The organism is Caulobacter sp. Root655 (assembly GCF_001427665.1).
GTDB lineage: Bacteria > Pseudomonadota > Alphaproteobacteria > Caulobacterales > Caulobacteraceae > Caulobacter.
In genome coordinates this window covers 57,006-83,889 of sequence record NZ_LMHC01000027.1, presented here as the reverse complement: position 1 = coordinate 83,889, position 26,884 = coordinate 57,006, and the positions used below count along the sequence as shown (strand labels likewise).

Annotated in this window: 24 protein-coding genes and 1 pseudogene; 4 read left to right on the top strand and 21 right to left on the bottom strand. The window is 70.9% G+C overall.

Going from position 1 to position 26,884, the window contains the following annotated elements; all coding sequences use genetic code 11:
• Positions 1 to 33: 33 nt before the first annotated feature.
• The 4 genes from pbpC to ASD79_RS22030 all read right to left on the bottom strand — a co-directional run bounded on the left by pbpC (position 34) and on the right by ASD79_RS22030 (position 8,816).
• The gene (pbpC, locus tag ASD79_RS22045; protein ID WP_156400628.1) at positions 34 to 2,142 is read right to left on the bottom strand and encodes a penicillin-binding protein 1C; all 2,109 of its coding nucleotides are present in this window, start codon (positions 2,140 to 2,142) and stop codon (positions 34 to 36) included.
• 82 nt (positions 2,143 to 2,224) lie between these two features.
• Positions 2,225 to 7,264 (bottom strand): alpha-2-macroglobulin, encoded by a 5,040-nt coding sequence (locus tag ASD79_RS22040; RefSeq protein WP_056725670.1) that lies wholly within the window; start codon positions 7,262 to 7,264, stop codon positions 2,225 to 2,227.
• Between the two features lie 144 nt (positions 7,265 to 7,408).
• Complete coding sequence (locus tag ASD79_RS22035; RefSeq protein WP_056725667.1) at positions 7,409 to 8,242, bottom strand: carbonic anhydrase; 834 nt, start codon at positions 8,240 to 8,242, stop codon at positions 7,409 to 7,411.
• A gap of 100 nt (positions 8,243 to 8,342) precedes the next feature.
• Positions 8,343 to 8,816, bottom strand: a complete 474-nt coding sequence (locus ASD79_RS22030; RefSeq protein WP_056725665.1) for an Lrp/AsnC family transcriptional regulator — start codon at positions 8,814 to 8,816, stop codon at positions 8,343 to 8,345.
• A gap of 120 nt (positions 8,817 to 8,936) precedes the next feature.
• On the opposite strand from ASD79_RS22030, the gene ald reads away from it, so the two are divergent.
• Positions 8,937 to 10,049: an alanine dehydrogenase gene (gene ald, locus ASD79_RS22025; RefSeq protein WP_056726047.1), complete on the top strand. Its 1,113-nt coding sequence runs from the start codon at positions 8,937 to 8,939 to the stop codon at positions 10,047 to 10,049.
• A 142-nt stretch (positions 10,050 to 10,191) separates the two neighbouring features.
• On the opposite strand, the gene ASD79_RS22020 is transcribed toward ald, so the two are convergent.
• Entirely contained in the window at positions 10,192 to 10,896 is a 705-nt protein-coding gene (locus ASD79_RS22020) for a glycosyltransferase family protein (protein WP_056725664.1), read from the bottom strand.
• A 53-nt stretch (positions 10,897 to 10,949) separates the two neighbouring features.
• Positions 10,950 to 11,825 (bottom strand): bifunctional regulator KidO, encoded by an 876-nt coding sequence (locus ASD79_RS22015; RefSeq protein WP_056725662.1) that lies wholly within the window; start codon positions 11,823 to 11,825, stop codon positions 10,950 to 10,952.
• 100 nt (positions 11,826 to 11,925) lie between these two features.
• On the opposite strand from ASD79_RS22015, the gene ASD79_RS22010 reads away from it, so the two are divergent.
• Positions 11,926 to 12,918 (top strand): XdhC family protein, encoded by a 993-nt coding sequence (locus tag ASD79_RS22010; protein ID WP_056725660.1) that lies wholly within the window; start codon positions 11,926 to 11,928, stop codon positions 12,916 to 12,918.
• A gap of 121 nt (positions 12,919 to 13,039) precedes the next feature.
• On the opposite strand, the gene moaC is transcribed toward ASD79_RS22010, so the two are convergent.
• Genes moaC through moaA form a run of 5 tightly spaced genes read right to left on the bottom strand, consistent with a single transcriptional unit; the run spans position 13,040 to position 15,825 of the window.
• Positions 13,040 to 13,510, bottom strand: coding sequence for a cyclic pyranopterin monophosphate synthase MoaC (gene moaC, locus ASD79_RS22005; RefSeq protein WP_056725658.1), 471 nt, complete (start codon positions 13,508 to 13,510; stop codon positions 13,040 to 13,042).
• Positions 13,507 to 14,061, bottom strand: a complete 555-nt coding sequence (gene moaB, locus ASD79_RS22000) for a molybdenum cofactor biosynthesis protein B (RefSeq protein ID WP_056725656.1) — start codon at positions 14,059 to 14,061, stop codon at positions 13,507 to 13,509. The genes moaC and moaB overlap by 4 nt, the downstream gene beginning before the upstream one ends.
• A 10-nt stretch (positions 14,062 to 14,071) precedes the next feature.
• Positions 14,072 to 14,527, bottom strand: a complete 456-nt coding sequence (locus ASD79_RS21995; RefSeq protein ID WP_056725654.1) for a molybdenum cofactor biosynthesis protein MoaE — start codon at positions 14,525 to 14,527, stop codon at positions 14,072 to 14,074.
• Positions 14,524 to 14,763, bottom strand: coding sequence for a MoaD/ThiS family protein (locus ASD79_RS21990; protein WP_056725651.1), 240 nt, complete (start codon positions 14,761 to 14,763; stop codon positions 14,524 to 14,526). The genes ASD79_RS21995 and ASD79_RS21990 overlap by 4 nt, the downstream gene beginning before the upstream one ends.
• 15 nt (positions 14,764 to 14,778) lie before the next feature.
• The gene (gene moaA / locus ASD79_RS21985) at positions 14,779 to 15,825 is read right to left on the bottom strand and encodes a GTP 3',8-cyclase MoaA (protein WP_056725649.1); all 1,047 of its coding nucleotides are present in this window, start codon (positions 15,823 to 15,825) and stop codon (positions 14,779 to 14,781) included.
• 28 nt (positions 15,826 to 15,853) lie between these two features.
• Here moaA and ASD79_RS21980 point away from each other — a divergent pair, with 28 nt between their 5' ends.
• Complete coding sequence (locus ASD79_RS21980) at positions 15,854 to 16,459, top strand: NTP transferase domain-containing protein (protein ID WP_056725647.1); 606 nt, start codon at positions 15,854 to 15,856, stop codon at positions 16,457 to 16,459.
• A gap of 4 nt (positions 16,460 to 16,463) precedes the next feature.
• Here the strand turns inward: ASD79_RS21980 and ASD79_RS21975 are convergent, their stop codons facing one another.
• The 8 genes and pseudogenes from ASD79_RS21975 to ASD79_RS21950 all read right to left on the bottom strand — a co-directional run bounded on the left by ASD79_RS21975 (position 16,464) and on the right by ASD79_RS21950 (position 21,246).
• Positions 16,464 to 16,895: a hypothetical protein gene (locus ASD79_RS21975; protein WP_056725645.1), complete on the bottom strand. Its 432-nt coding sequence runs from the start codon at positions 16,893 to 16,895 to the stop codon at positions 16,464 to 16,466.
• Between the two features lie 159 nt (positions 16,896 to 17,054).
• Positions 17,055 to 17,273, bottom strand: coding sequence for a hypothetical protein (locus ASD79_RS21970; RefSeq protein WP_056725643.1), 219 nt, complete (start codon positions 17,271 to 17,273; stop codon positions 17,055 to 17,057).
• Positions 17,270 to 17,617, bottom strand: a complete 348-nt coding sequence (locus ASD79_RS21965) for a hypothetical protein (protein WP_056725640.1) — start codon at positions 17,615 to 17,617, stop codon at positions 17,270 to 17,272. The genes ASD79_RS21970 and ASD79_RS21965 overlap by 4 nt, the downstream gene beginning before the upstream one ends.
• A 73-nt stretch (positions 17,618 to 17,690) precedes the next feature.
• A complete protein-coding gene (locus ASD79_RS24460; RefSeq protein WP_162252391.1) occupies positions 17,691 to 17,828 on the bottom strand; it encodes a hypothetical protein in 138 nt (45 codons plus the stop codon).
• A 5-nt stretch (positions 17,829 to 17,833) separates the two neighbouring features.
• Positions 17,834 to 18,091 carry a hypothetical protein gene (locus ASD79_RS21960; RefSeq protein ID WP_056725639.1) on the bottom strand — a complete coding sequence of 86 codons (258 nt, stop codon included), beginning with the start codon at positions 18,089 to 18,091 and terminating at the stop codon, positions 17,834 to 17,836.
• Between the two features lie 127 nt (positions 18,092 to 18,218).
• Positions 18,219 to 18,395 (bottom strand): annotated as a pseudogene (locus ASD79_RS25560) (helix-turn-helix transcriptional regulator); the annotation flags it as partial.
• A 110-nt stretch (positions 18,396 to 18,505) separates the two neighbouring features.
• Complete coding sequence (locus ASD79_RS21955; protein ID WP_056725637.1) at positions 18,506 to 20,692, bottom strand: xanthine dehydrogenase family protein molybdopterin-binding subunit; 2,187 nt, start codon at positions 20,690 to 20,692, stop codon at positions 18,506 to 18,508.
• Complete coding sequence (locus tag ASD79_RS21950; RefSeq protein WP_056725636.1) at positions 20,689 to 21,246, bottom strand: (2Fe-2S)-binding protein; 558 nt, start codon at positions 21,244 to 21,246, stop codon at positions 20,689 to 20,691. The genes ASD79_RS21955 and ASD79_RS21950 overlap by 4 nt, the downstream gene beginning before the upstream one ends.
• Before the next feature lie 143 nt (positions 21,247 to 21,389).
• Here ASD79_RS21950 and ASD79_RS21945 point away from each other — a divergent pair, with 143 nt between their 5' ends.
• Positions 21,390 to 22,286, top strand: coding sequence for an NAD(P)-dependent oxidoreductase (locus tag ASD79_RS21945; RefSeq protein WP_056725633.1), 897 nt, complete (start codon positions 21,390 to 21,392; stop codon positions 22,284 to 22,286).
• Between the two features lie 47 nt (positions 22,287 to 22,333).
• Here ASD79_RS21945 and ASD79_RS21940 read toward each other — a convergent pair whose 3' ends face one another.
• Both ASD79_RS21940 and ASD79_RS21935 read right to left on the bottom strand, forming a co-directional pair.
• Entirely contained in the window at positions 22,334 to 23,995 is a 1,662-nt protein-coding gene (locus ASD79_RS21940) for an MFS transporter (RefSeq protein WP_056725632.1), read from the bottom strand.
• Positions 23,996 to 24,178: 183 nt separating this feature from the next.
• Positions 24,179 to 26,875: a PAS domain S-box protein gene (locus ASD79_RS21935; protein ID WP_056725631.1), complete on the bottom strand. Its 2,697-nt coding sequence runs from the start codon at positions 26,873 to 26,875 to the stop codon at positions 24,179 to 24,181.
• Positions 26,876 to 26,884: the final 9 nt, after the last annotated feature.

The window sequence follows — 26,884 nt, the reverse complement described above, 5'->3', positions numbered from 1 at the left end:
GGATACTTACTGCCAAATGGCAATTCCAGACGGTCAGCCGTCGACGGCCGGCGCCTTGATCCGCACCCGCGCCGAGGCCGCGCGACCCTGGTCGTCCACCACCCGCAGGCGATAGAAGCCCGGCGCGGCGGGCTTCCAGATCACCTTGCCGCTGACCGGCTCGGCGGCCAGGCGCTGGCCGGCCACGTACCAGGTCAGGTTCTCGCCGCCCGCCGCCATCACCAGACCGCGCGCGCCAGGACCGACCGCGTCGACCTGCACGGTGGCGCCGTCCGGGGGGAAGATCAGGCGGGGGCCGTCGGAGGCCTGGTTCAGCCGTTGCAACGCGCCGGGCGCGGACTTCGGGGCTATGGGGCGCGGCGCGATGGCCGGGGCCCCGACCACGTCGGCGACGTCGAACAGCAGCGGCAGGGCGGCGTCGCGTCCGGTCAGGCCGCCGCGCGCGCCGCCGTCGGCCCGGCCGGTCCAGACGATGATCACATGGCCGCCGACCACCCCGGCCGCCACCGCGTCGCGGAAGCCGTAGGAGGTGCCGGTCTTGAAGGCCATGGCCGGCCCGCCCTTGGTCAGGGCCGACGGCGCGCGGCCGCGCGGGGCCGGGGCCTCGCGCAGGATGTCCAGCACCTGGGCCACGGCCTCGGGTCGGACGATACGGCTGCCGCCCGAGCGCTCGCGCGCCTTGGCCTCGGTCTCGGTGAAGGCCAGCGGCTTGGCCACGCCGCCGTCGCCCAGGGCGGCGTAGAGCACGGCCATGTCGCGCGGCGTGATCCCCGCCCCGCCCAGGGCCAAGGCGAGGCCGGAAGCCTTGATCGCCGTCTTCGGCCGCACCAGCCGCACCCCGGCGTTCTCCAGCCGGGCCGCGAACACGTCGGGGCCGACCTTTTCCAGGGTGGCGACGGCCGGGACGTTCAGTGAATAGGCCAGGGCCTCGCGGGCCGTGACCTTGTCGTGGAACACGTGGTCGAAGTTCTCGGGCTGGTAGTCGGCGAAGCGGGTGGCGGCGTCGTCGATCTGGGTGTCGGGGGCCAGTGTCCCATCGTCGAAGGCGAAGGCGTAGATGAACGGCTTGAGGGCCGAGCCCGGCGAGCGCACCGCGCGGGTCAGGTCGATCCAGCCGCCGGGCCGGTCTCGGCCGGCCGAGCCGACCAGGGCCCGCACCGCCCGGCCCTTGATCTCGACCACCAGGATGGCGGCGGTGACGTCCGGCCCCTGGGCGGCGGCGACAGCGGCGGCCATCGGCTCCAGCCGGGTCTGGAGGTCGGCGTCGAGGGTCGAGACCACGCTGGGCTGGTCGAGCGGGGCGGCGGCGGCCAGTTCGCCGGCCACGTGCCAGGCCAGGGTCGGGAACGGCCCGCGCTTGGGCAGGGGTTCGGCGTCGGCTTCGGCCGCGGCGGCTTCGGTCAGCACATGAGCTCGGACCATCTTGTCGAGCACCGCGCGGCGGGCGGCGCGGGCGGCCTCGGGGCGGCGGTCCGGGCGGCGCGCTTCGGGCGACTGCGGCAGGGCGATCAGCAGGGCCTGCTCGCCGTCGGTCAGGCTGGTCGGCTCGTGGCCGAAATAGGCCAGGCTGGCGGCGCGCACCCCCTCGAGGTTGCCGCCGTAGGGGGCCAGGGTCAGGTAGAGGGCCAGGGTCTCGCGCTTGGTCAGCCGCGACTCCAGCTGGGCGGCGCGGACCATCTCGACCAGCTTGGAGCCGAGATTGCGCGGCCGGGGCTCCAGCAGGCGGGCGGTCTGCATGGTCAGGGTCGAGGCCCCGGAGCTGACGCGGCCGTGGATCAGCGCCGAGCCGGTGGCCCGGACCAGGGCCAGAGGATCGACGCCGAGGTGGGCGTAGAACCGCGCGTCCTCGACAGCGATCAGCCGCTTCTGGAAGGTCTTGTCGGTGCGTTGGAGGTCCGCCCTCACCCGCCAGCGGCCGTCCTCGACCGGCAGGGCGCGCAGCCAGGCGCCCCGATGGTCGAGCACCACCGGCGAGGAACGCTTGGCCCGAGCCATGTCGGGCGGGAAGGCGGCGCTCAGCAGGAAGAGCGCGGCTTGCGCGGCGACGAAGGCGATCAGGGCGCGGGTGACGATCCGGATTCTCCCCTCCCCCTGGAGGGGGGAGGGGTCGGGGGTGGGGGTGGCCGCGGCGGTCGAGGTCACAACGGCCGCGCCTTATCCTGACGCGGTTTCACCCCCAACCCCGGCCCTTCCCCCATCAAGGGGGAAGGGAGAAGACGCGAAATCACTGCCCTGGCGCCACGTTGATCCGCCCCGCGTCCGACCGGGCGTTCAGGCTCGGTCGGTACATGTCCTTGGCGATCGTTCCGGGCAGGAAGAACTCGCCCGGCGTCACCGCCCGCGCCACATAGGCCATGGCGAAGGGCTTGTTGCCCTCCAGGTCCAGCGCGGCGATGTAGCGATCGTCGCGGCTTTCCTGGACGTCGGGATTGGTCAGGGTCCCGAGGAACTTGAACGGGCCGTTCTGGGCGTCGTCGGCCCCCAGCGTGGTCTCGATCTCGAAACCGGCCGGCAGGGCGTCGTCGACCACCAGGGCCATCGAGCGGGCCTGCCCCGAAGACCCCGAGACCAGCACGATCACCCGGTCGCCCTGCTGGATCGTCGCCGGATCGATCGCCCCGCCGCTCATCGAGAACAGCCGTTTGCTCACCGACAGCCCGTTGCTCTCGGCCCCCGGCGCCATGACCGGCGTGCCGCGCACGCTGACCGTCCGCCACAGGGCGCCCTTGCCCTGGTTGGTGAAGCGGGCGTCGGCCAGCTTGCCCACCGCCCAGCGCGGCGAGCCGCCGGCCGGGGGCAGACCGGTGACGCCCTGGGCGTCGATGGTCATCGGCCCGGCCGCCTTCAGTAGCTGGCTGGCCGCGAACAGCAGCGCCGCCTGCTCCTGGGTGTTGAGCGCGTCCGGATCCTTGACCACGTTCTCCAGCCGGCCCTGCAGCTGACGGGCCACGTCCATCTGGCCGGCCTGGGCGGCCAGGGCGGTAACCGCGGCGACGTCGCGCAGCGGGCTCTGGTACCAGTCGGCCTCGTCACGCCAGCCCAGCGACTTGACCGCCTGGCGCATGGCCGAGCGGGCCCGGGCCTGGTCGCCCATCAGGGCCAGGCCCGCCGCCACCTGGGCCTTGGCCAGGGGCTGGTCCTCGTCCTTCATCTGCACGTCGTGCCACCAGCGCAGCCGCGCCAGGTCGCCGCGCCCGGCCTTGGCCAGCACATAGAGGGCGTAGGCCGAAGCCCGGCGGCGCATGCGTTCGGTGGCCTTTTTCGAAGCCTCGGGGTTGCTGGTCCACCACTCCGGATATTCCAGGCGGTAGGACACCGAGCTCCAGCCGTCGGGACGGCTGATCTGGCGCATGGCGTTCAGCGCCTTGTCCATGGCCTCGTCCGGCACCGCCACGCCCTGGGCCTTGGCTTCCACCAGGAAGTCGGTGGCGTAGGCGCCCAGCCAGGCGTCGGCCTCGCCGTCTCCGACCCGCCAGAGCCCGAAGGCCCCGTCCAGCGTCTGGCGATCCAGCAGCTTGCCCACCGCCCCGGCCAGCACGGCCGGGGTGCGCTTCAGCTTGGGATCGCTGGAGACGCTCTGGGCGTAGAGCAGCGGATAGGCCGTCGAGACCAGTTGCTCGGTGCAGCCGTAGGGGTAGCGCTGCAGGGCCACCGCGATCGCCGCCGGGTCGAAGCCCTTGATCGGCGAATAGCTGACCTGCAGCGTGATGTCGCCGGCCGCCAGGCCCGACAGCAGCTGGGCGTTGGGCGTGTAGGTCGCCCCCGGCTGCTGCAGCTCGGTGGTGGTGCGCACCACGTCGCCCCAGCCCAGGCGGGTCTGGATCGGGTAGTCCTTGAACGTGTCGAAGCCGGGTCCCGTGACCTTGAAGCCGATCTTGCCGATGCCGGTGACATTGGGCGCCAGGAAGGGAATCTTCTCGGCGATCCGCTGGCCGAGGATCAATGTAATAACTTTTTTGAACGCCACGCCGATGCCGCCCGACGAATTGGCCTCGACGGTATAGGCCCCGGCCTTGCCCTCGACATTGTGCAACTCGAGCGTCGCCATCGGCTTGTCGCCGGGGGCCAGGAAGCGCGGCAGGTTGAGGTCGGCGACCACCGGCTGGCGCACGGTCAGGGCCTTGGAGCCCGAGCCGACGGCGTTGTCGGTCCAGGCCACGGCCATGATCCGCAGTTCGCCGTTGAAGTCGGCGGCCGGCAGCTTGACTGTCGCCTTGCCGTCCATCCCGGTCTCGACGATGCCGGACCACAGGGCCACGGTCTTGATCGGCGTCACCGTCAGCCCTTCGCCGCCCAGTTCGTCGGCGCCGAAGTTGACGTTGGCCGGCGCGCCCATGTTGGGGTCGAGCAGGCGGCCGTAGTCGTCACGATAGTTGAGGGTCAGGGCCCGCTTGCCGAAGTACCACTTGGCCGGGTCGGGGCTGTCCTGGCGCGTCAGGCGCAGGATGCCCTCGTCGACGGCGGCGATGGTGACCTTGGCCTTCTGGCCAAAGCCCAGGCCCTGGACCTTGATCGGGATTTCGACCGGAGCCTTGGAATCGAGCTTTTCCGGCGTGCCGATGTCGACCGTCAGCTTGCGGCCCTTGGGGTCGAGCGGCACGTAGATCAGGCCCAGGGCCCGCTTGGGCTTGGGCGAGCTGACCGGGTCGCGCGGCTGGATCACCGTGACCATCACATAGGCCCCGCCGCCCCAGGCGGCCGAGGTCTTCAGCTTCACCGTCGCGCCGTTCTCACCGACGCTGAGGGTCTTGAAGTCGATCAGCCGGTCGGTGGCCACCGCCACCTGGACCTGGCCGGCATAGGGCGACTTCAGGGTGATCTCCACCGTGTCGCCCTGCGCATAGGATTTGGTCCCGGCGCTGACCCGCACGAAGTCGGGCGCCTCGCCTTCCTTGGCGGGCGAGCCCCAGCCCGAGGAGAACTTGGTGACGGTCTTGGCGCCGTCCGGCCCCTCGACCACCAGGCGATAGTCGCCCCAGCCGAGGCGGCGATTGAAGCGCGCGGGCTGACCGGCGCCGATATTGACCGTGGCCTTGGCCACCACCGCGTCGCGGCTGGTGCGCCGCCACTGCCAGCGGCCGTCCTGCTGGAACCAGTCGTAGTTCCAGTTCTCGCTGATCAGGGTGTAGGTCGCGGTCGAGGCGACGCGGGCTCCGGCGGCGTTGACCGCGATCATCTCCAGGCTGACCGGCGGGTCGCCCTTGCCGGCGTCACCCTGCTCGACCTTGACGCCGTAATAGACGCTCTTGCCGCGCACCTTCAGTTCCAGCCCCTCGCGGACCGGACGGCCGCCGGGCTCGAACACCGAGGCGGTCACCGCCGCCACCAGCGGCTGGGCGGTGTCGGCGGCGTCGCCGGTCCCGAGGTTGAGGATGGCATGGCCGTCGCCGTCGGTGACGGTGGTGCCCAGTTCGATGAACTTCTCCTCGAAGGGCGACAGGTCGTCGCCCCATTCGTAGCCCTTGAACCGCGGGAAGGGATCGCTGTCGACGCGCAGCCGCGCCTCGCCCTGGGTCTGCAGGCCCGCGCCCGGCGCGCCGTAGAGGAAGCGAGCCGAGACGTCGATCTTGCGCTCCTGGCCGCCCGCGACCGGCACGGACTCCTGGCCCGTGGCGGTGACCGCCAGCCGTTGCGGGGCGAAGTCCTCGACGCTGAAGGTGAAGGAGCCGGCCTGGGCCTCGACGCCCTCCATCATCAGCACGGCGGTCCAGCGGCCGCGGGGCGCGCTGCGGGGCAAGCCGATGTCGGCCAGCACCGCGCCGGCGTCGGCGCGGCTGAACGGATAGCGCTTGAACTCGACGCCCGAGGGCCGCTTGACCAGGATGTAGCCCTTGCGGTCGTTGACCGCCTTGGCCAGCCGGTCGCGGACCATGGCGGTCAGGTGCACGGTCTCGCCGGGACGATAGATGCCGCGGTCGGCATAGAGGAAGCCGTCGATGTCGCTGGCCACGGCCCGACCGCCGTCCGACTCGGTGCGGCCGCCGACCCCCTGCTTGGACAGATCGACCGGCGAGCGGTCGAGGTCGAGCACCGCCAAGTCGCCTTCGTTTCCATAGGCCATGACCATCTTGGCGTGGGAGGCGCCCTCGCCGTCCAGCAGGGCGCGGGGGAAGCGCACCCGGCCGTCGGCGTCGCTCTTGGCCTGGGCCAGGTCCTCGCCGTCCTTGGCCACCAGGGTGACGCGCACCCCGGCCAGGGTCTTGGCGGTCTTCAGCGAGCGGACCACCAGGTCGAGGGATTCGCTGCCGTCATAGGCGATCAGCGCCATGTCGGTGAACATGATCCAGCGGCGGGCCTGGGCCGGGGTCGGCTCCTCATCGCCCTCGGTCTTGCGGCCGCCCGAAGCATCGCGCGCCTTGATCACATAGCCGCCGGGCTTCATCTCCTTGAGCACCGCGCCGAGCGGGAAGACCGTCGTCGCCTTCTGACCGGCCGCGCCCCCCGTCACGTCGATCACGCCCTTCCAGACCTGGCGGCCCTCGTCGTCGGGGCTGTCGTCGCCATAGTCGCTGGCATAGTCGCCCTCGCCGGTCGGGTCCGGCGCGCTGATCGACTTGCGCACCAGATTGCGGTCCGACACCCGCCAGACCTCGATGGCCAGCTTGGAGACGTTCATGGTCTCCAGCGCCACGCCGTCGGATTCCTCGCGCGGCAGGATCACCCCGTCGCCGGCGAAGCCGACATAGGGCGGCTTTTCGCCGAAGGTGAAGTCGACGTCGGCGTTGGCCCCCAAGGTCTCGCCGTTCTTGCCCGGCAAACCCTTGAGCAGGGTGACGCGGTGGTCGGTGAAGCCGACGCCGCCGACGCACAGCTCGTCGTCCTTGACCCGCACGGCCGGCTGGCGGCCGATGTCGGGCGACAGCAGCACATAGTCGGCATAGGGCTTGGACGGGTCGAGCGCCTTGCTCATCCGGATACAGGCCATCGGCGCGGCGCCGGTGCTGTCGATGCGGCTCTGCCAGACGGCGAAGCCTTCAGGCTTGGGAATACCGCGACGCGGCGCGCCGGCCGCCCGCGGCTTGCCGAACAGCGACCAGGCCTGGCCCTTCGGCGCCGTGGCCGTGACGGCCGACTTGCCGCCGAACCAACCGAGGTCGGAGACCTTGCTGGCCGCGAAACCGCCGCCGAAACCGACCAGCAGCGCGACCGCGCCCACCGCGACCAGCGGCGACTTCAGGCCGGACGGGATGCGGGCCTTGAAGCTCTCCCAGCGGGAAGTCTTGGGCTCGTGGCCACCTTCCGGCGGCGTCTCGTCCGTCGACATCCCAGCTCTCCCAACCTTAGCGTGTTGGGGGGACTTGAACCTAAGCCGGGCAAGGGGTCAACGGCGCTTCCCCCTCCCCCTGCGGACTTGGCTGGGGACAGGCGCATGCGCCTGTCCCCGACCGTGGCTAGGGGAGAAGGACTTCTATGCGTCGAACGCCACCTGGGCCGTGGAGAGGTCGTAGGTCGCCGAGACGATCTTCAGTCGGCCCTCGGCGACCTTTTCGGCCAGCACGCCGTCGGCGACCTTGAGCCGAGCGGCGGTGTCGCGGACGTTCTGGCGGATCGCCGCGTCCTGCAGGTCGGCCGGATGCTTGTCCTGGGCTTCCAGCACCGCCGGAATGATCGGCAGCACCATGCTGAGCAGCGAACCGCGCAGGTCGGCGTGCTTGGTGGCGACGTCGACCGCCGCCCCGACCGCGCCGCACTTGGTGTGGCCCAGCACAACGACCAGCGGCGCGCCCAGGTGCTCGACGGCGTAGACGATCGAGCCCAGGCCCTCCTGGCTGACGGTCGAGCCGGCCACGCGGACCACGAACAGCTCACCCAGATTACAGTCGAAGATCAGCTCCGGCGCCGTGCGGCTGTCGCTGCAACCGACGATGACCGCGAACGGCTTCTGACCGCCCGCCAGTTCGGCGATGCGGGCCGCGCCAGGCAGGGCGATGCTGGCGCCGCCGCGTGAGAACAGGGTGTTGCCGTGCTTGAGCCGGCCCAGCGCCTCGTCCGGACTGACCAACTGCGGCGGCGCGGCGTGCGCGTCGGCGGCGGCGTCCGCGTCGTGTTCGCCTTCCAGCGGCTTGACCTCGGCCAGCACCTTCTTGAGGGCGGCGCTGTCGCTGGCCTGGGTCTTCAGGGCGGCGCGGGTGCGGCGGCCCTTGCGGGTCAGGACCGACGGCTGGTCGCCCTCGGCCCAGGCCAACGCGGGCGCGGCGAGGCCGGACGCCAGGGCGCCCAGCAGAATGCGTCTCGAAACCATCTCATCCCCCGACAAGAACAGCGCCCCGACAAGGACAAGGGCTATGTCCGCACCACTCGTGGCAGGGGAAGGTTAACCACAGGGCAACGGCCGGGTCGCTTCAAAGCGGCAATTCGACACGTTTGACCACCGTGCGCAGGGCGATGGACGAACTGACCCGGACCACGCCGGGAATGCGGGTCAGTTCCTGGGCGTGGACCCGTTCCAGGTCGTCGACGTCGCGCACCACCAGCCGCAGCAGATAGTCCGAGCCGCCGGTCATCAGGTAGCACTCGGCCACCTCGCGGACGTGGGAGATCGCCTTCTCGAAGCCGCTGAGCGTCGCCTCGGCCTGAGACGACAGGGTGACGGTGACGAAGACGCTGAGCGGCAGGCCCACGGCGCGCTCGTCGATCACCGCCGCGTAGCGGCCGATCACCCCGGCTTCTTCCAGGGCCCGCACGCGACGAAGACAGGCGGATTCGGAAAGATTCACCGCCTCGGCCATTTCCACATAGCTGGACCGGCCCCGACGCTGGAGCAGCGTCAGCAGCTTGCGATCGAAGGCGTCGAGAAGGACCGCAGCTTTTTTCACCGTGAAGGCTCCGTGGCGCTGGATTCCTGCATACCACGGTTCCGGACACATGAAATGCCCCGGGAACCTGCAAGGTCCCGGGCGTAAACCAGCGTCAAACACCATTTGGAGGAGATGATCATGCGCGTTGGAGTGCCTTCCGAGATCAAGCCGGGCGAACACCGGGTCGGCCTGACCCCCACGGCGGTTCGCGAATATGTGGGTCACGGTCACTCGGTGCTGGTCCAGACCGGAGCCGGTCTCGGCGCCGGCTACAGCGACGACGTCTATGTGAAGGCCGGCGCGACCATCGCCCCGGACGCCGACGCGGTGTTCGCCGGCGCGGAACTGATCATCAAGGTCAAGGAACCGCAGAAGGTCGAGTGGGAGCGCCTGACGCCCCGCCACATCCTGTTCACCTATCTGCACCTGGCGCCCGATCCGGCCCAGACCGAGGGCCTGCTGGCGTCAGGCGCGGCGGCCATCGCCTACGAGACCGTCACCGACGCCAGGGGCGGCCTGCCGCTGCTGGCCCCGATGTCGGAAGTGGCCGGCCGCATCGCGGTGTTCAGCGCCGCCGAGACCCTGCTCAAGCACAATGGCGGCATGGGCCTGCTGCTCTGCGGCGTGCCCGGCGTGCCCCCGGCCCGCGTGGTGGTGCTGGGCGGCGGCGTGGTCGGCTCCAACGCCGCCCGCATGGCCGCCGGCCTCGGCGCCGAGGTGGTGGTGCTGGAACGCTCGATCCCGCGCATGCGCGAGCTGGACGACCTCTATCAGGGCCGGATCCTGACCCGCTATTCGACCCTGGCGGCGGTCGAGGACGAGATCCTCAAGGCCGACGTGATCATCGGCGCGGTGCTGACCGCCGGGGCCGCCGCGCCCAAGCTGGTGCGTCGCGAGCACCTCAAGCAGATGAAGCCGGGTTCGGTGCTGGTCGACGTGTCGATCGACCAGGGCGGCTGCTTCGAGACCAGCCACCCGACCACCCACGCCGATCCGACCTATACGGTCGACGGCGTTGTCCACTACTGCGTGGCCAACATGCCGGGCGCCGCGCCGCGCACCTCGTCCGAAGCCCTGGGCAACGCCACCCTGCCCTTCGGCCTGGCCCTGGCCGACCACGGCCTGGACGCGCTGAAGAGCAATGTCCACCTGGCGCGGGGCCTCAACGTCCTGAACGGCCAGCTGACCCACCCGGCGGTGGCCGAGGCGCTGGGCAAGGCGTCGGTGGATCCGTATGGGGCTTGGAAGTAGCGTTCTCTAAGTCCTCCCCCTCTGGGGGAGGTGTCGGCGAAGCCGACGGTGGGGGGAGTGTTCGGGATAGGCCGTGTACCGGATCGGCGATCCTAAAACTCCCCCCACCGGCCTTCGGCCGCCTCCCCCACAGGGGGAGGAATTACGCCGCGAACCGCCCGATATCCTGGTGGCTCTCCACCAGGTCCAGCACGTCGCCCATCGAGAACCCCGGATCGGCCTGGTACAGCGCGTCATAGACCGAGCGCGCGAAGGCCAGGTCGGCCGGGGTCTTGACCCGCCAGTCGAGGTGCGACCAGTCGCGGCGGGCCGTCAGGTGGGCCTGGCTGAAGCGGTCGGGGCGCTGGCGGATGGCGGCGGTCGGCGAGATCAGGGCTTGCGGGTCGCGGACCTCGGCGGCGGCGAGGCGCAGGGCGGCGGCGGTGATCACCTCGACCTCCAGCCCGGCCGGATAGGTACGCCGCACGCGGTTGGAGGTGTAGTCGGCGCCGCTGGTCTGGGCCAGCTGGACGGCCTCGTCGATCACCCCGGCGTCGACGAAGGGCGCGTCGCCCTTGATCCGCACCACGTGGCTGACCGGGCCGGCGGCCTCGGCGCAGCGGGCGATGCGGTCGAGGATGTCGCTGCCCGCGCCGCGATGCACGATATAGCCGCGCGACACCACCAGGCCGGCCAGGCCGTCGTCGGCGGCGTCGCTGCTGGTGGCGACGATGATCTTGGTCAGGCGCCGGGCGCCGCGCAGCCGCTCAAGCTGGCGCAGGATCATCGGTTCGCCTTGCAGGGTCGCCACGGCCTTGCCGGGGAGACGCTTGGAGCCCATGCGGGCCTGGACGACGGCGAGGATCATGGGCGTTGCTCCGGATGCCTTGTTCTAAGGCTGAGCTTCGATTCGCGGTTTGGTCAGGCGACCCAACGTCGCGGGTCCAGGGCCACCGGATCGTCGATGGCCATGTCGTCCCAGTCGAGATCGGGCGGCGGGCTGGAGGCGGCGGCGACCACGGCCGACAGTTCGGCGGCCGAGGTCACGCCCACGAGGACGGCGCTGGCCTCGACGCGCGACAGGGCGAAACCCAGCGCGGCCTGCAGCGGGTCGGAACGGCCCTCGGCGATCATCCGGCGCACCTTCGACAGGCGGCCCGAGGCCCCCTTCAGCTGGGCGGGGACGCGGTCGGGCGGCAGGAACAGCAGGCCGTTGAGGAAGATCGAGCGCAGCTGCACCTCGATCCCCAGGCCGGCGATGCGGGCCAAGGAGCCGTCGGCCAGCAGACGCTGGTCGAGCAGGGAGGCGGGGGCCTGCAGAATGTCGGGCTTGAAGCGGCGGGCGACGCCGACCGGGTCGTCGCTGGCGTGGGCCGCGACGCCGATCTTGGCGAACAGGCCTTCGTCGCGCAGCCGGGCCAGGCGGTCCCAGACCGCGGCGCCGTGCGGGCCGAACAGCTCGGAAGGCGAGGAAACGATGATCGCGTCGGCCCGCTCGAGGCCCAGGCGGCGCAACGAGGCGCGGGCCTCGGCCTCGACGAAGTCGGGACCACGGTCGGCGCGGGCCGCCGACAGGGTGACGCGGAACGGCACGGGACGCGGGATCAGGTCGCCGAGCACGGATTCGGCCCGGCCGTAGTTGCCCGAGACGTCCAGGACCGACAGATGGGCCCGGGCGGCGATGCCCAGGATGTCGCGCGCTTCGGTCTCGGGCGAGCGGGCGCGCGGCGACGCGCTCATGCCGTCCAGTCCGAACTGGGCGGCGGCAAGACCGAGTTTTGAAACGGTGAGCGACATGGAAATCCGTGCGGACTGAACACCAGTGAGCCGGAGGTTACGCGCCAAGGTTTGAAGAAGGCGTTTCTGGAAACTTGCCGAGGGGTTAACATCGACGGCGATGCAGCTCCTCGATCCCGCCGCCGCCATGGACCCCGACTGGCCCCTGCACGGCATGGCCGACGACATGCGCCCCGCCCTGGCCAAGGCCCTGGCGCGGGGTCCGGCGGCCCTGGCCACCATCGTCAGCCTGGGCGAGGGCGGACCGCGTCCGGTCGGCACGCAGATGGTGTTCGGCGAAGATTCGCGGGCGGGCTTCCTGTCCGGCGGCTGCATCGAGGCCGATGTCGAGGACCATGCCCGCGCCTGCCTGGCCGACGGCCAGCCCCGGCGGCTGGTCTATGGCGAGGGCAGCCCCTGGCCCGACATCCGCCTTCTGTGCGGCGCGCGGATCGAGATCCTGGTCGAGCGGCTGGACGCCGACGACCCAGCGGCGCGCGACCTTCTGACCCACGCCCGCGACCGAGTCGCGGCCACCTGGATCAGCGACGGCCGGCGGCGGGTCTGCGCGCCCGACCCCGGCGCGGCCTGGGCCGGCGCCTTTTCCCGCCGTTTCGATCCGGCCCCGCGCCTGGTGGTGCTGGGCGGCGACCCGACGGCCCTGGCCGTGGCCAGCCTGGGCGCCCAGTCGGGCTTCGAGACCACCCTGGTGCGCCCCAAGGGCCCCCTGGCCCCGCCGCCGCTGGCGGGCGTGACCTATCGCCGCGACGCCGTCGCCACCGCCCTGGCGGCCATCGGCCTGGACGCCTGGACGGCGGTGGCGATCTGCGGCCACGACCTGGAGATCGACCACGCGGCGCTGGCGGCCGCCCTGCCCTCGCCGGCCCCCTATGTCGGCTTGCTGGGCGCGCGGCGGCGGCTGGGCGAACGGCTGGACCGGTTGCGGGCGGCGGGATTGAGCGAACGCGACCTGGCCAAGCTGCGCGCCCCGATCGGCCTGGACCTGGGCGGCAAGGCGCCGTTCGAGGTGGCCGTGGCGGTGATCGGCGAGATCATGGCGACCCGGCATGGCCAGCCGGCGCTGGCGCGGCGGACACTGACCGCTGAAATCTAGTTGTCATCCCGGGCGTAGCGAAGCGAAGACCCGGGACCGACGCGTGAACTCAGCATTTCCGGCGGTCCCGGATCTGCGCGCTACGCGCTTGTCCGGGATGACAGCCGAGGGGCGCGAAGATTTACTCCGCCCGCCAGTCCCCGGACTTGCCGCCGGTCTTCTCGACCAGGCGCACGGTCTCGATGACCATGCCCTTCTCGGCGGCCTTGAGCATGTCGTAGATCGTCAGGCAGGCCACCGACACGGCGGTCAGGGCCTCCATCTCGACGCCGGTCTGGCCGGTGAGCTTGACCCGGGCCATCACCGCCAGCCCGCCCTCGGCCGGCTCGACCGAGACCTCGACCTTGGACAGGGCCAGCGGGTGGCACAGCGGGATGAGGTCGGCGGTCTTCTTGGCGGCCATCACCCCGGCGATCTCGGCCACGGCGCGGACGTCGCCCTTGCGGCCGGTTCCGGAGATGGCCAGGGCCAGGGTCTCGGGGGCCATCCGCACGAAGCCCACGGCGATCGCCTCCCGGGCCGTCGCCGGCTTCTCGGAGACGTCGACCATCCGGGCCCGACCCTGGTCGTCGATGTGGGTGAGGCGGGTCATTTCTCCAGCAGCCTCGGCATCAGCTCGACCATGTTGCAGGGCTTGTGGCGACTGTCCAACTGCTGGGAAATGACCTTGTCCCAGCCGTCGCGCACCGCGCCGTTGCTGCCCGGCAGGCAGAACACGAACACCCCGCCGATCAGCCCGGCCGTGGCCCGCGACTGCAGGGTCGAAAGACCCACCGACTGGTAGCTGACCATGTGGAACACCACCGAGAAACCGTCGATCTTCTTGTCGAACAGCGGCTCAAGCGCCTCGACCGTCACGTCGCGGCCGGTCAGGCCGGTGCCGCCGGTGGTGACGATGGCGTCGACCTGACCCGAGGCGATCCAGTCGCGCACCGTCTGGCGGATGCGCTCGACGTCGTCGCGGACCACCGCCCGGCCGGCCAGTTCATGGCCGGCCGCCTTGACCCGGTCGATCAGCACCTGGCCGGAGGTGTCGCTGTCCTCGTCGCGAGTGTCGGAAATCGTCAGGATCGCCACGCGCACGGGCGTGAACGGAAGGTCCGGCTTGATACCGCCGCCCGGGGTGAGACCGGCTGCCGACATCTGTTGTCTCCTAATCCCAGCGCTGCGCGTCGGTCCTATCCTGAGCCGTCGGTTCGATCCAGCGACCGCCGTCCGGGCCGTGCTCCTTCTTCCAGAAGGGGGCGCGGCTCTTGAGATAGTCCATCAGGAAGTCGCAGGCCTCGAAGGCGGCGCGGCGGTGGACCGCGGCGGTGGCCACGAAGACGATCGCCTCGCCCGGCGCGATGCGGCCGACGCGATGGACGATGGCGTAGTCCTGCAACCCGAAGCGGGTCTTGGCGTCGTCGGCGAAGGCGGCGATCGCCGTGTCGGTGAAGCCGGGATAGGCCTCCAGCTCCAGGGCCACGGCCGCGCCCTTCTCGGCCCGGGCCAGGCCGGCGAAGCTGGCCACCGCGCCGGTCTCGTCACGGCCGGCGCAGAAGGCGGTCAGCAGCGCGCCCGGCTCGAACGGCTCGGAAGTCAAAGCGATCTTGGAGGGGGTGGTCATCCGCCGCTCATCGGCGGCAGGAAGGCCACCTCGGACCCGGCGGCCAGCGGCGCCTCGCCGCGAACGATGGTCTTGTCGACCGCCACCTGCACGCCGGGACCGGCCAGGGCCTCGCCGAGCGCCGGATCGACGCCCGCCAACACACCGCGCAGCCCATTCAGCGATCCGGCCTCGACGGCCCGGTCGCGCCAGCCGGCGAGGTCCGCCAGCCGTCCGAACAGCAGCACCCGCGCCATGCTCAGCCGCCCTCCCTAACCACCGGTCGTCGACATGTGGCGGGCCACGGCCGGCCGGGCGGCGTCGATGTGGAAGTCGTGCCCCTCGGGCTTGGCGCCGATGGCCGCGAAGATCGCCTGGTCCAGCGCCGCGTCGTCGGCCCCGGCCCGGATCACCGCCCGCAGGTCGCTGGCGTCGTCGCGGCCCAGACAGGTGTGCAGGGTGCCGGTGCAGGTCAGCCGCACGCGATTGCAGGCCTCGCAGAAATTGTGGCTCAGCGGGGTGATCAGGCCCAGGCGCCCGCCGGTCTCCTCGACCCGCACATAGCGGGCCGGGCCGCCGGTGGCGTAGGTCAGGTCGGTCAGGGTCCAGAACGAGGCCAGGTCGCGGCGCACGTCCGCCAGCGACAGGTACTGGTCGGTGCGGTCTTCCTCGATCTCGCCCAGCGGCATGGTCTCGATCAGGGTCATGTCGGCGCCCAGGCCGTGCGCCCATTGGATCAGGGCCGGCAGCTCGGCGGCGTTGTCGCTCTTCAGAGCCACGGCGTTGATCTTGACCTGGATGCCGGCCGCCAGGGCCGCGTCGATCCCGGCCAGCACCTTCGAAAGATCGCCGCCGCGGGTCAGCTTGCGGAACAGCTCGGGCTTGAGGGTGTCGAGCGAGACGTTGATCCGCTTGACGCCCAGCCGCGCCAGGTCGCCCGCGTGCTGGGCCAGCTGGGTGCCGTTGGTGGTCAGGGTCAGTTCGTCCAGGGCGCCGCTGCGCAGATGGCGCGACAGGTTCTCGACCAGGGTCATGATCCCCTTGCGCACCAGGGGCTCGCCGCCGGTTAGTCGCAGCTTGCGAACGCCCAACTCGACGAAGGCCGAGGCCAGACGGTCCAGCTCCTCCAGCGACAGCACTTCCGCCTTGGGCAGGAAGGTCATGTGCTCGGCCATGCAATAGGTGCAGCGCAGGTCGCAGCGGTCGGTGACCGAGACGCGCAGATAGGTCACCGCGCGCCCAAAGCCGTCGATCAGACGGACGGGCGGGCGCGACGAACGAGAGACCGCTTGCGCGGGGCTGGCGTCATAAGGCGTCATGGCCCCCCTAAGATAGGCGCGGGACGGCATGGCGGGAAGTGAAAGCACGCGACTGGAGGCCATCGTCCTGGCGGCCGGGGCCGGACGGCGGTTTGGAGGGCGCAAGCTGACCGCGATTTTCGCGGGCCGGCCGCTGGTCGCCGGCGCCCTGGACGCCGCCTTCGCCGCCCCGGCGCGCGGCGTGATCCTGGCCACGGACGGTGATCCGGACTTGGCGGCGCTCGCTCGGGACCATGCGCGCGGCCTCGGGCGCGAGGATGACCTGACGATCGTCGTGGTCACCGAGGCGGCCGAGGGCATGGGCGCGTCGCTGCGGACGGCGGCCCTGGCCCTGCCCGCCGACGCCGACGGGGCCTTCGTCTTCCTCGGCGACATGCCGTGCATCCCGCCGGAGGTTCCGCGCGCCCTGGCCCGGGCGCTGCGGGAGGGCTCCGACCTGGCCGCGCCCCGGGTCGGCGACCGGCGCGGCCATCCGGTGCTGTTCGGACGGGCGCATTTCGAGGCCTTGCGGGCCTTGTCCGGCGACGCCGGCGCGCAGCGGGTGCTGGCCGAGGCCGGCGCCCGGCTGAAGCTGGTCGACACCACCGACCTCGGCGTGCTGTTCGACGTCGATCGGCCCGAGGACCTGGCTTGACCCCTCAGGGTCGGTCCTGGGACGCCGCCGCGCGCCGGCGCTCACGCCAGCCGGCCCAGGTTCCGAAGACCAGGCACAGCAGGATGCCGTAGCTCCAGATCGCCATGCTGACCTTGAAGGTGTCGATGGTCACCCGCAGGTCGATCGTCGTGGCCACGTGCGAGGCGACGATGATCGCCATGAAGGCCGAGGCGACGACGGTCCACAAGCGTCGGGATCGGATCGAGATCCAGACGAAATAGACCAGGGTCGCCGCGTCGAGCGCCAGCATCGCCAGATCGGTCTTGTAAGCGTTGTTGCTGTCGAGCAGTTGCGACCCCAGCCAGGCGACGAGAACCGCCACGCCGATCCGACGGGCGCTGTAGTCGCCGAACTTGACCGCCGCGCCGGCGACCGCGACCGCGACGCCCAGGGAGATGAGGGTGTGAAGTTGCACAGGTGGTGACGCTCGACTGGAATTCGAGCGCCACCATGCCGCAAGCATAACTGTTCGAGAAGCAACCTAGAGCATTCCCGAGCGAAGCGGATACGGTTGGCGTGAAGAAAAAACGTTGGAACAAGAAACAAGAGCTTCCGATCCGGAAGCTCCTGGCGGTCAGTGCCGGGTTCGGCGGCCTTCCCACAGGATCGACTTCACTTCTTCGATGATGTTCAGGGCGCCGTCGGCGTCACCGGCCTGCTCCAGGGCGACGAGCTGCGGCATCAGCACCGACAGGATCCGGCGCTGCACCGGCCCGAGGATCCGCAGGTGGCGCCGGAACTCGTTCAGCTCGTCGTGCATGGCGTCATGCGGGGCGGTCTGGGTGGTGCTCATGCGGCGCGCCCTCCCGACACGGCGTGCAGGCCCGACGTCCGGGGCTGATCGCCCGTCTTGTCGGTGTCGCCCATCGCCAGAGCGCCGCAACCCATCTGAGCGCGCACGGTGAAAAGGGCGCCATGCGCCTCGATGATGGTCCGGCGGGCCGAAACGATGTGGCTCAGGGTCTCGCCGAGGTTGGCGACGGCGTCCTGGCCGAGCACGGCCGACAGCTTGGCTTCCAGACGCAACGAGGGCAGCAGGCCCATCAATTCGGCGGTCTCGCGCAGGGCGGCGTCGATCGCGGCTTCGGCGCGCTTCAGCTTCTCGGCGCCAGCGCGGGCGGCTTCGGTACGTTTCATGGCATGACTCTCCCGGTCGCACGGGTCCCCCCCGCACGTTCAAGTCGATGAATTGTTCAGTGGAAGATCGGCGTCAGTGCGCCGGAGGCGGGCTCCAGCCCTCGCGGAACCGCTGAAGGGCGAAGAGGAATTCATGGGCGCCCATCGTCACCATCCCGAGCAGGACACCGCCCAGCGCGGCCACGGCGAGGATCAAGCCCAGCCATTGCATGGGAGTCAGGTCATCGCGCCAACCCCTTCCATGTTCCGCAGGGGCGAGTCGTCGGCCAGGAAGGCCGTGGCCGCCAAGACCCGGAGAAGCAGCTTGCTGGGCGGATCGCCCGCCGCCTGAGCCTTGCGCAACGCCGACACCGTCTCCGGCACCAGGCGGCCGCGCTCGGGCGTCCCGGCCATCAGGGTCAGGCCCTCTTCCAGCGATTGCCAACTCGCTATGAAGAAGGCTGGCGGCTGTGTCGGCGTGGAAGGTTTCGTCATGGCTGCTCTCGCTGTTGGAGCGAGAGAAGACCCGGGGGGCGGCCGTGGCTAGCTCGGCTGATTGCTTACGGTAGTCATTACCGGGGTCGGTTTCCCAGGCGATGAAGGCCAGGGCCGCGTCGCGACGGCCCAGGCCGCCCACGCGACGCCGTGCGCTGAGCACGTGCATCTCGACCGTCTTGGGCGACAACTGCAGCAGGCGGGCGATTTCCTTGCCCTGCCGGTGCTGGGCGATCAGGCGCAGAATCTCCCGCTCACGCGGGGTCAGCCTTTCGAAACCGTGGTTGTCGCCGGAGTCCACCATGACGCTAAAATGGGTCTCTGCTCGCGTTCCGTCCAGCTACAGTTGCACGACCACGCCCAACAAGGGCGCGATCCATCAAAAAGAACGCCCGGATCGGCCCCAAGGCGCCGTCAGGCCTGGGACCGGACGAACGGCAACCGCGTGGTCGGGGTCTTCGAGATCGCCAACAGGGCGTTGGCCACGGCCGGCCCGATCACCGGCGTGCCCGGCTCGCCCACCCCGCTGGGCGCGGCGCCCGACGGCACGATGTGGGTCTCGACGGTCGGCGCCTCGTTGATCCGCAACACGCGGTAGGTGTCGAAATTGCTCTGGTCGACCGCGCCGCCCGTCAGGGTGACCTCGCCGTAGAGCGCCGCCGACAGGCCGTAGCAGGTTCCGCCCTCCATCTGGGCGGCGACCTGGTCGGGCGACACCGCGACGCCGCAGTCGATGGCGGTGACCACCCGGCCGACCCGCGGCTGACCGTCGACCAGCTTGACCTCGGCGACCTGGGCGACCACCGAGCCGAAGCTCTCGTGCACCGCCACGCCGCGCGTCCAGCCGGCGGCCGGGGCCGGCCCGGCCTTCTCGACCGCCAGGTTCAGCGCCGCCAGGTGCCGGTTGGCCCCGGCCTTGGCGTAGAGGGCGCGGCGGTAGTCAACCGGATCCTTGCCGGCCTTGCCGGCCAGCTGGTCGATGGTGTGCTCCATCACGAAGGCGGTGTGGGTCGCGCCCACCGAGCGCCACCACAGCACCGGCACGCCGGCCTCGGGCAGGGCCAGCTGGGCGTCGACGATCGGCGTGGCCTTCAGATAGGGCGAACCGGCCGTGCCCTCGATCGCCGTCTGGTCGGGACCCTTGGCCGGCATCGGCGAGCCCTTCATGATCGACTGGGTGACGATCCGATGGCGCCAGGTGGCCGGATAGCCGTCCTTGTCGAGGGTGACGCGCACCGCGTGGTGGACGATCGGCCGGAAATAGCCGGCCCGCATGTCGTCCTCGCGAGTCCAGATCAGCTTCACCGGCCGATTGCCGCCCACCTTCTTGGCGATGTGCACGCATTCGGCCACGTAGTCGGACTGGAAGTTGGCCCGCCTGCCGAACGAGCCGCCGGCGAACAGGGTCTCGATCTCGACCGAGCCCGGCAGGGTCCCGACGATCTTGGCGGCGGCCATCTGGTCCAGGGTCTGGCCCTGCGAGCCGTGGGTCAACTTGACCTTGTTGCCGTCGACCTGGGCCACGCAATTCATCGGCTCCATGGTCGCGTGGGCCAGGTAGGGGAAGTCGTAAGTGGTCTCGAAGGCGTCCTTTCCTCCGGCCGCCGCCGCGGCGTCGCCCTTGGAATCGAAGGCTTCCCACTTCAGGTCGGACGGACCCTTGCCGGCGGCGATGTCGCGCCACTGGCCGGCGATCGTCGCCGAGTCGCGAGTCTCGGCCTTGCCCAGGTCCCACTCGACCTTCAGCGCCTCGCGGCCCATGCGGGCGGCGTAGGTGCTGTCGGCGACCACCGCGATCCCGGTCGGGATCTGGTAGACGTCGACCACCCCGGCCACCTTCTTGGCGTCGTCGCCGTTGAAGCTCTTGACCACGCCGCCGAAGCGCGGGGCGTGGGCGACCACCGCCACCAGCATGTTGGGCAGCTGGACGTCCTGGGTGTAGCGGGCGGTGCCGTCGCTCTTGGCCTGGCTGTCCTTGCGGCGCACCCGGTCGGTGCCGATCAGGGTGAAGGTCTTGGGGTCCTTCAGGGACGGGCTTTCGGGCGGCGCGACCTTGGCGGCGTCGGCGATCAGTTGGCCGAAGCCGGCGCTCTTGCCGCTCCCGTGGCTGACGACGCTGTCCTTGACGGTAATTTCACTGGCCGGGACGTTCCACTGGGTGGCCGCGGCCTGCACGAACATCGCCCGCGCCCCGGCCCCGGCCTTGCGCAGCTGGTCCCACGAGTTGGAGATCGCCGACGAGCCGCCGGTCAGTTGCACCCCCATGCCGGTGTTGCCGTAGAGCTTGGCGTTGGCCGGGGCGTGCACGACCTTCACGCGGTTCCAGTCGGCGTCCAGTTCCTCGGCGACGATGGCCGCCAGGCCCGCATGGTTGCCCTGGCCAAATTCGATGTGCTTGGACAGCACGGTCACCGCGCCGTCGGGATCGAAGCGGATGAACGGTCCGAAGGCCCCGACTTCGACCTTGGAGCCGGCGCTCATCAGGTCGGCGGGCGAGCAGCCGACCACCAGGGCGCCGCCGACCAGGGCCGCGCCGACCACCATCAGTTCCCGGCGGCTGACGCCATCTTGCGGCGCGAGCTTGTTGAAGGGCGCGTTCATTGGCCTGCTCCCCGACCGGTGGATCCCGAAGCGGCGGCGATGTCGTCGTCGATGTCGTTCAAGGCCACCGGCTTGGTGACGACCGGCGTGGCGGCCACCGGGGCCGCGGCCATGCCGGCGGCGTCCTTGATGGCGGCGCGGATGCGCTGGTAGGTGCCGCAGCGACAGATGTTGCCGCTCATGGCGTTGTCGATGTCCTCGTCGCTGGGCGCCTTGTTCTGCGCCAGCAGGGCGGCGGCCGACATGATCTGGCCCGACTGGCAGTAGCCGCACTGGGGCACGTCGTGCTTGACCCAGGCCTGTTGCAGCGGGTGGGCCCCGCCCAGGCTCTCGATGGTGGTGATCTTGGCGCCCGCCAGGGCGGCGATCGGCGTCACGCAGGAGCGCACCGGGTCGCCGTTGACGTGGACGGTGCAGGCCCCGCACTGGGCCAGGCCGCAGCCGAACTTGGTGCCCGTCAGGCCCAGCTCGTCGCGCAGCACCCACAGCAGGGGGGTTTCAGGGTCGGCCTTGACGCTGATGGTCTTGCCGTTGACGTCCAGGGTCGCCGCCATGAGCTCTCGCCTCCCAACGAAAAGCGGGCCCGCGGACCCGCCATCGAGATTCTAACACTGCTCAGACCCAAACCCGCCAGTGAAATCTTGGTTCAGTCGGGCTAGCGTGGTCTGGCATTGGTTACCCGGTCAGGACACGCGCCTTGGATTCCTTCCCCGCCTATTTCCCCCTGGACGGCCGCAGGGTCGTGATCGCCGGCAGCGGCGAGGCCGCCGACAACAAGGCCCGGCTGTTCGACGGGTCCCCGGCCACCCTGGTGCGGGTCGACGGCCACGCCGCCTTCCTGCCCGGAACCTATGCCGGCGCGATCCTGGCCTTCGTGGCCGGCGACGACGAGGTGTTCCTGCAGGCCGCCGCCAGCGCGGCGCGGGCCGCGCGGGTGCTGGTCAATGTGGTCGACCGCCCGGCGATGAGCGACTTCAACACCCCGGCGGTGATCGACCGCGGCGAGGTGGTCATGGCCATCGGCACCGGCGGGGCGTCGCCGACCTTGGCCACCAAGCTGCGCAACGACATCGAGGCCCAGGTGCCCGAGGGCACGGGCCGGGTCGCCGCCCTGCTGCGCAGGTTCCAGGACGAGGTGCGCGGCGCCCTGCCCGCCCTACACGAGCGCCGGGCCTTTCTGCGCGACGCCGTGGTCGGCGAGGCCGCCCAGGCGGCGATGGCCGGCGACATGGACAAGGCCGGCGAGCTGTTCCGCAAGGCCCTGGCCAAGGGCGTCGGACGCGAAGGCAAGGTGTCGTTCATCGCCGGCAAGGGTCCGTCCGACCTGCTGACCCTGCGGGCCGTCCGGGCGCTGGGCGCGGCCGACGTGCTGGTCGCCGACGACGGCGCCGATCCGCAGGTGCTGGTGATGGCCCGCCGCGACGTCCAGCGGCTGAGCCCCGGCGAAGCCGGAGCGGAGACACTGGTCGCCCTGGCCGGCGAGGGCCGGCAGATCGTCCGTCTGATCGTCGCCCCGGTCGATCCGGCGGTGATCCAGGCCCTGGCCGCGGCCTCGGTGGCGGTCGAGGTGCTGATGACGGCGCCGGCGGGCTGAGCTCCCCCAACCTCCGCTCATCCCGGCTTTCGCCGGGATGAGCGGGACTATTGGTCCAAGGATCTGTCCTTGGTCTCCGGCAGCAGGAACAACGTGGTCAGCACGCTGATCAGGGTGAACGCCACCGGGTACCAGAGCCCGGCATAGATGTTGCCCACCGCCGCCACGATGGCAAAGGCCGAGAACGGCACGAAGCCGCCGATCCACCCCGTTCCGATATGGTAGGGCAGCGACAGGGCGGTGTAGCGCACCCGGGTCGGGAACAGCTCGACCAGGCAGGCGGCCAGCGGCCCGAACAGGGCGGTGGCGGCGATCACGAAGACGAAGAGCACGCCGAACATGCCCAGCAGGTTCATCCGGGCCGGGTCGGCCTTGGTCGGATAGCCGGCCTGGACCAGGGCGGCCTTGATCGCCGCCTCGCCGGCGGCCTTCGCCGCCTTGGCTTCCTTGGCCGGCAGACCCTTGGCGCTCTGGGAGACGATCTTGGCGTCGCCGACCTGGACCACCGCCGGCCGGCCGGCCGGACCCCGGTGGTTGGCGTAGGAGATCCCGGCGTTGGCCAGGGCGCTCTTGGCAATGTCGCAGGACGAGACGAAGGCGGCCTTGCCGACCGGATCGAACTGCAGGGCGCAGTCCTTGGGGTCGGCGGTCACGCTGACCGGCGCGCGGGCCGTGGCCTCGGCCAGGGCCGGGTTGGCGGCGCGCTCCAAAAGGTGGAAACCGGGGAAGTAAAAGACCAGGGCCAGGGTCATGCCGGCCAGCATCACCGGCTTGCGGCCGACCTTGTCCGACAGAGCGCCGAACACGACGTAGAAGATGGCGCTGACCGCCGTGGCGGCCATCATCAGCCCGTTGATGGTGGTCGGGGCGACCTTCAGGAATTTCTCCATGAAGGTCTGGACGTAGAAGAAGCTGGTGTACCAGACCGCGCCCTGGGCCGACATCATGGCGAAGAAGGCCAGCAGGACCAGCTTGAGGTTCTTCCACTGGCCAAAGGCCTCGGCATAGGGGGCCTTGGACGCTTCGCCGTCTTCCTTCATCTTGGCGAAGGCCGGGCTTTCGCTGAGCTTCAGGCGCATCCAGACCGAGATGCCCAGCAGGCCGATCGACACGGCGAACGGGATGCGCCAGCCCCAGGCGTCGAAGGCCTCGGGCCCGACATAGGCCCCCAGCGCCCAACGGGTCAGCAGGATGACCAGCAAGGCGCCGAACAGGCCGAACGCCGCCGAGGTCTGCACCCACGAGGTTGACCAGCCGCGCTCCTTGGGCGGCGAATGCTCGGCGACATAGATCGCGGCCCCGCCATATTCGCCGCCCAGGGCGAAGCCCTGCACGCAGCGCAGCAGGATCAGCAGGATCGGCGAGACGATCCCCGCCTGCTGGTAGGTGGGCAGCAGGGCGATGGCGAAGGTCGCGCCGCCCATCAGCAGCACCGTGGCCAGGAACGCCCCCTTGCGTCCGGCCTGGTCGCCGATCTTGCCGAACACCAGCGCGCCCAGCGGCCGGAAGGCGAAGCCCACCCCGAACAGGGCCAGGGCGGCGACATAGCCGGCCGTCTCGGAGAGCCCCGTGAAGAAGGTCTTGGAGATCACCTGGGCCAGGCTGCCGAAGATGAAGAAGTCGTACCATTCGAAGGCCGTGCCGGCGGACGAGGCCGCCACCACCGTGCGCATCGAGGCGCGGTCTTCCACCTTGGCCTGAGCCGTCATGCTGCGATTTCCCCCGGGAGTTCTTGCGAGGAGCATTAGCGGATTTTGGTGGCGAGGGAAGGTCCTCCCCCTGTGGGGGAGGTGTCGGCGAAGCCGACGGAGGGGGGCGTGATCCCACCTCGGCAGGTTCCCCCCACCGATCGCTTCGCGATCGCCTCCCCCACGGGGGGAGGACCTATGGCTCTACGCCACCGCCGCTTCCTCGACCGCACCCTCGCCCGCCAGTCGCATGATCTCGCCGATCAGCGCCGCCGGGGCGATCGGCTTGGCGGCGACGCCGTCCATGCCGGCCGCCAGGTACGAGGTCCGCTGGTGCGACATGACATTGGCGGTCAGGGCGATGATCGGGACGCGGGCGGCGGGACCCGGCAGGGCGCGGATCCGGCGGGCGGCCTCCAGCCCGTCGATGCCCGGCATCTGCACGTCCATCAGGATCAGATCGAAGGCGCCCTGGCGCGCGGCCGCCACCCCGGCCAGGCCGTCGTCGGCCGTCTCGACCGCCGCGCCCAGCTGCTCGAGGATGCGTCGGGCGACCATCCGATTGGTCGCGTTGTCCTCGACCACCAGGATCCGCAGGCCGGCCAGCAGGTCGTCCTCCATCGCCGGGTCGGCGACCCGCGCCTGGGCCAGCGGCGCGGCGATGGTCAGCACGAAGGTCGAGCCGGCCCCCTCGCGGGAGGTGAAGCCGACCTCGCCGCCCATCATTTCGGCCAGTCGCCGGGTGATGGCCAGGCCCAGGCCCGAGCCGCCGAACCGCCGGGTGGTGCTGGCGTCGGCCTGCTGGAAGCGTTCGAACAGGCGACCTTGCGCCTCGGCGGCGATGCCGACCCCGGTGTCGACCACCTCGAAGGCGACCCGCGGCTCGTCGGCGCCCTCGACCCGGCGCACCCGCAGGGTGACGGCGCCGTGCAGGGTGAACTTCACGGCGTTGCCGACCAGGTTGAACAACGCCTGGCGCAGACGGCTGGGATCGGTGAGGATCAGGCCCAGGTCGGGGGCCTCGACGCGCAGCGCCAGCCCCTTGTTCTCGGCCTGGGCGCGCAGCAGCCGCGCCACGCTCGTCGCCAGGGCGCTGGGATCGACCGCCTCGCGGGTCACGTCCAGCCGTCCGGCCTCGATGCGCGAGAAGTCGATGACGTCGTCCAGCAGGGTCGACAGCATCCGGCCGCAGGCCAGGGCCTCGCCCAGCAGCTGGTCGGCGTCGCCCGGCAGCTTCTCGCGCCGCAGCAGGTGCATCACCCCCAGCACCCCGTTCATCGGCGTGCGGATCTCGTGACTCATATTGGCCAGGAACTGGGCCTTGGCGTCGTTGGCGGCCTGGGCGGCCCGCTCGGCCTCGACCAGGGCCAGTTCGGAGCGTTTCTTCGCGTCGATGTCGAGGATCAGGCCGAACGCCTTGCGCACTCGGCCGGCCGCGTCGCGGCGAACCTCGTGGAAGATGCGCATCCAGCGCTCCTCGCCGGCGGCGGTCACCACTCGGGCGTCGAAGGATCGGCCGGCCCGGCCGTCGGTCTCGCGCCACTTGCCGGCCGCGTCATAGACCTCGGCGACATCGTCGCGGTGGATCATCGGCCAGACGGCGCTGCGCACGTCCTCGTAGGTGATCCGGCGGCCCAGGATGCGGTGGAACTCGGGCGAGCCCCAAAAGGCCTTGCCCACGTGGTCGATCTCGTAGACCCCGGCCTGGGCCGCGCCCAGGGCCACCCGCAACCGCCGGGCGTTGGCCCGGGCCTCGCGCCGCGCGCCGGACAGGGCGGTGACGTCGTCCATATAGGTGATGACCCCGGCGATCTGGCCGTCGGCGTCGCGCCAGGGCCGGGCCTCCCAGCGCAGGGTGTGGACCCGTCCCAGGCCGTCGCGCAGCTGGTCCTCGCGCCGCACCACCGTCTCGCCGACCAGGGCCCGTTCCACCGCCGACACGAAGCGCCGGCGCGCGCCATAGGTCAGGTCTTGCAGGGTGCGGCCGATCACCTGGGTCTCGGTGGCCTGGAAGATCTCCAGGAACCGGGGGCTGACCACCCGCAGGCGCAGCTCGCGGTCGTAGAGCGCCACCGCGAACGGGGCCTCCTCGACCAGGCGGCGGGCCTGGCGCTCGCCCCAGACCGCCGCGTCGCGGGTCCGGGCCACGTCGGTGACGTTCTGCGAGATGCCCTTGAGCGCGAACAGTCCGTCGGCGCGTGGCTCGGTCCGGAAGGTGGCGCGATAGGTGAACCACTGGTCGCCGGCCCCACGCAGCCGGTGCTCGATCGTGCCGCCTCGGCCGGTGCGCACGGCGGTGTCGAACGCCGCCCGCAGGGCCTGACCCTCCACCGGGTCCAGACGGTCGAAGAACAGGTCTGGCCGCGATACGTCTTCGGCCGTCAGCCCCGTGGTCCTGAGGATGTCGGGTGACCACTCGATGTGCGCGCCGTGCGGCTCATAGCTCCAGACACCGATGCCGGCGGCCGTCGACAGCAGTTCGCGGGTGTGGTGGGCGGTGGCCAGTTCGGCGTCGCGGGCCACCTCGGCGGTGACGTCGCGCAGGGCGCCGACCATCTCGCCGTTCGGGCCCAGGCGCGACTGGTTCTCCAGCCACACCCAGCCGCCGGCCTTGCAGGTCACCTTCAGGCGGTTGCGGGCCTCGCCGGTGGCCCGGATCAGGTTGGCGGTCTCGATGAAGTCCTGCTGCGAGTCCGGATGCACGAAGCGTAGCGCGGGTTGGCCGATCAGCTCCTGGCGGGTCCAGCCGGTCACGCGCGTCCAGGCGGCGTTGACGACCGCGAACAGGCCCTTGTCGACCACGGCGAACAGGTCGTGCGAATGGTCGAGGAACCACTGCGCGCTTTCGACGTCGCTGAGCCGGGCGGGCGCGCTGGCGCGGTCGGCGGGTGGCGGGGACATCGCGGCTCC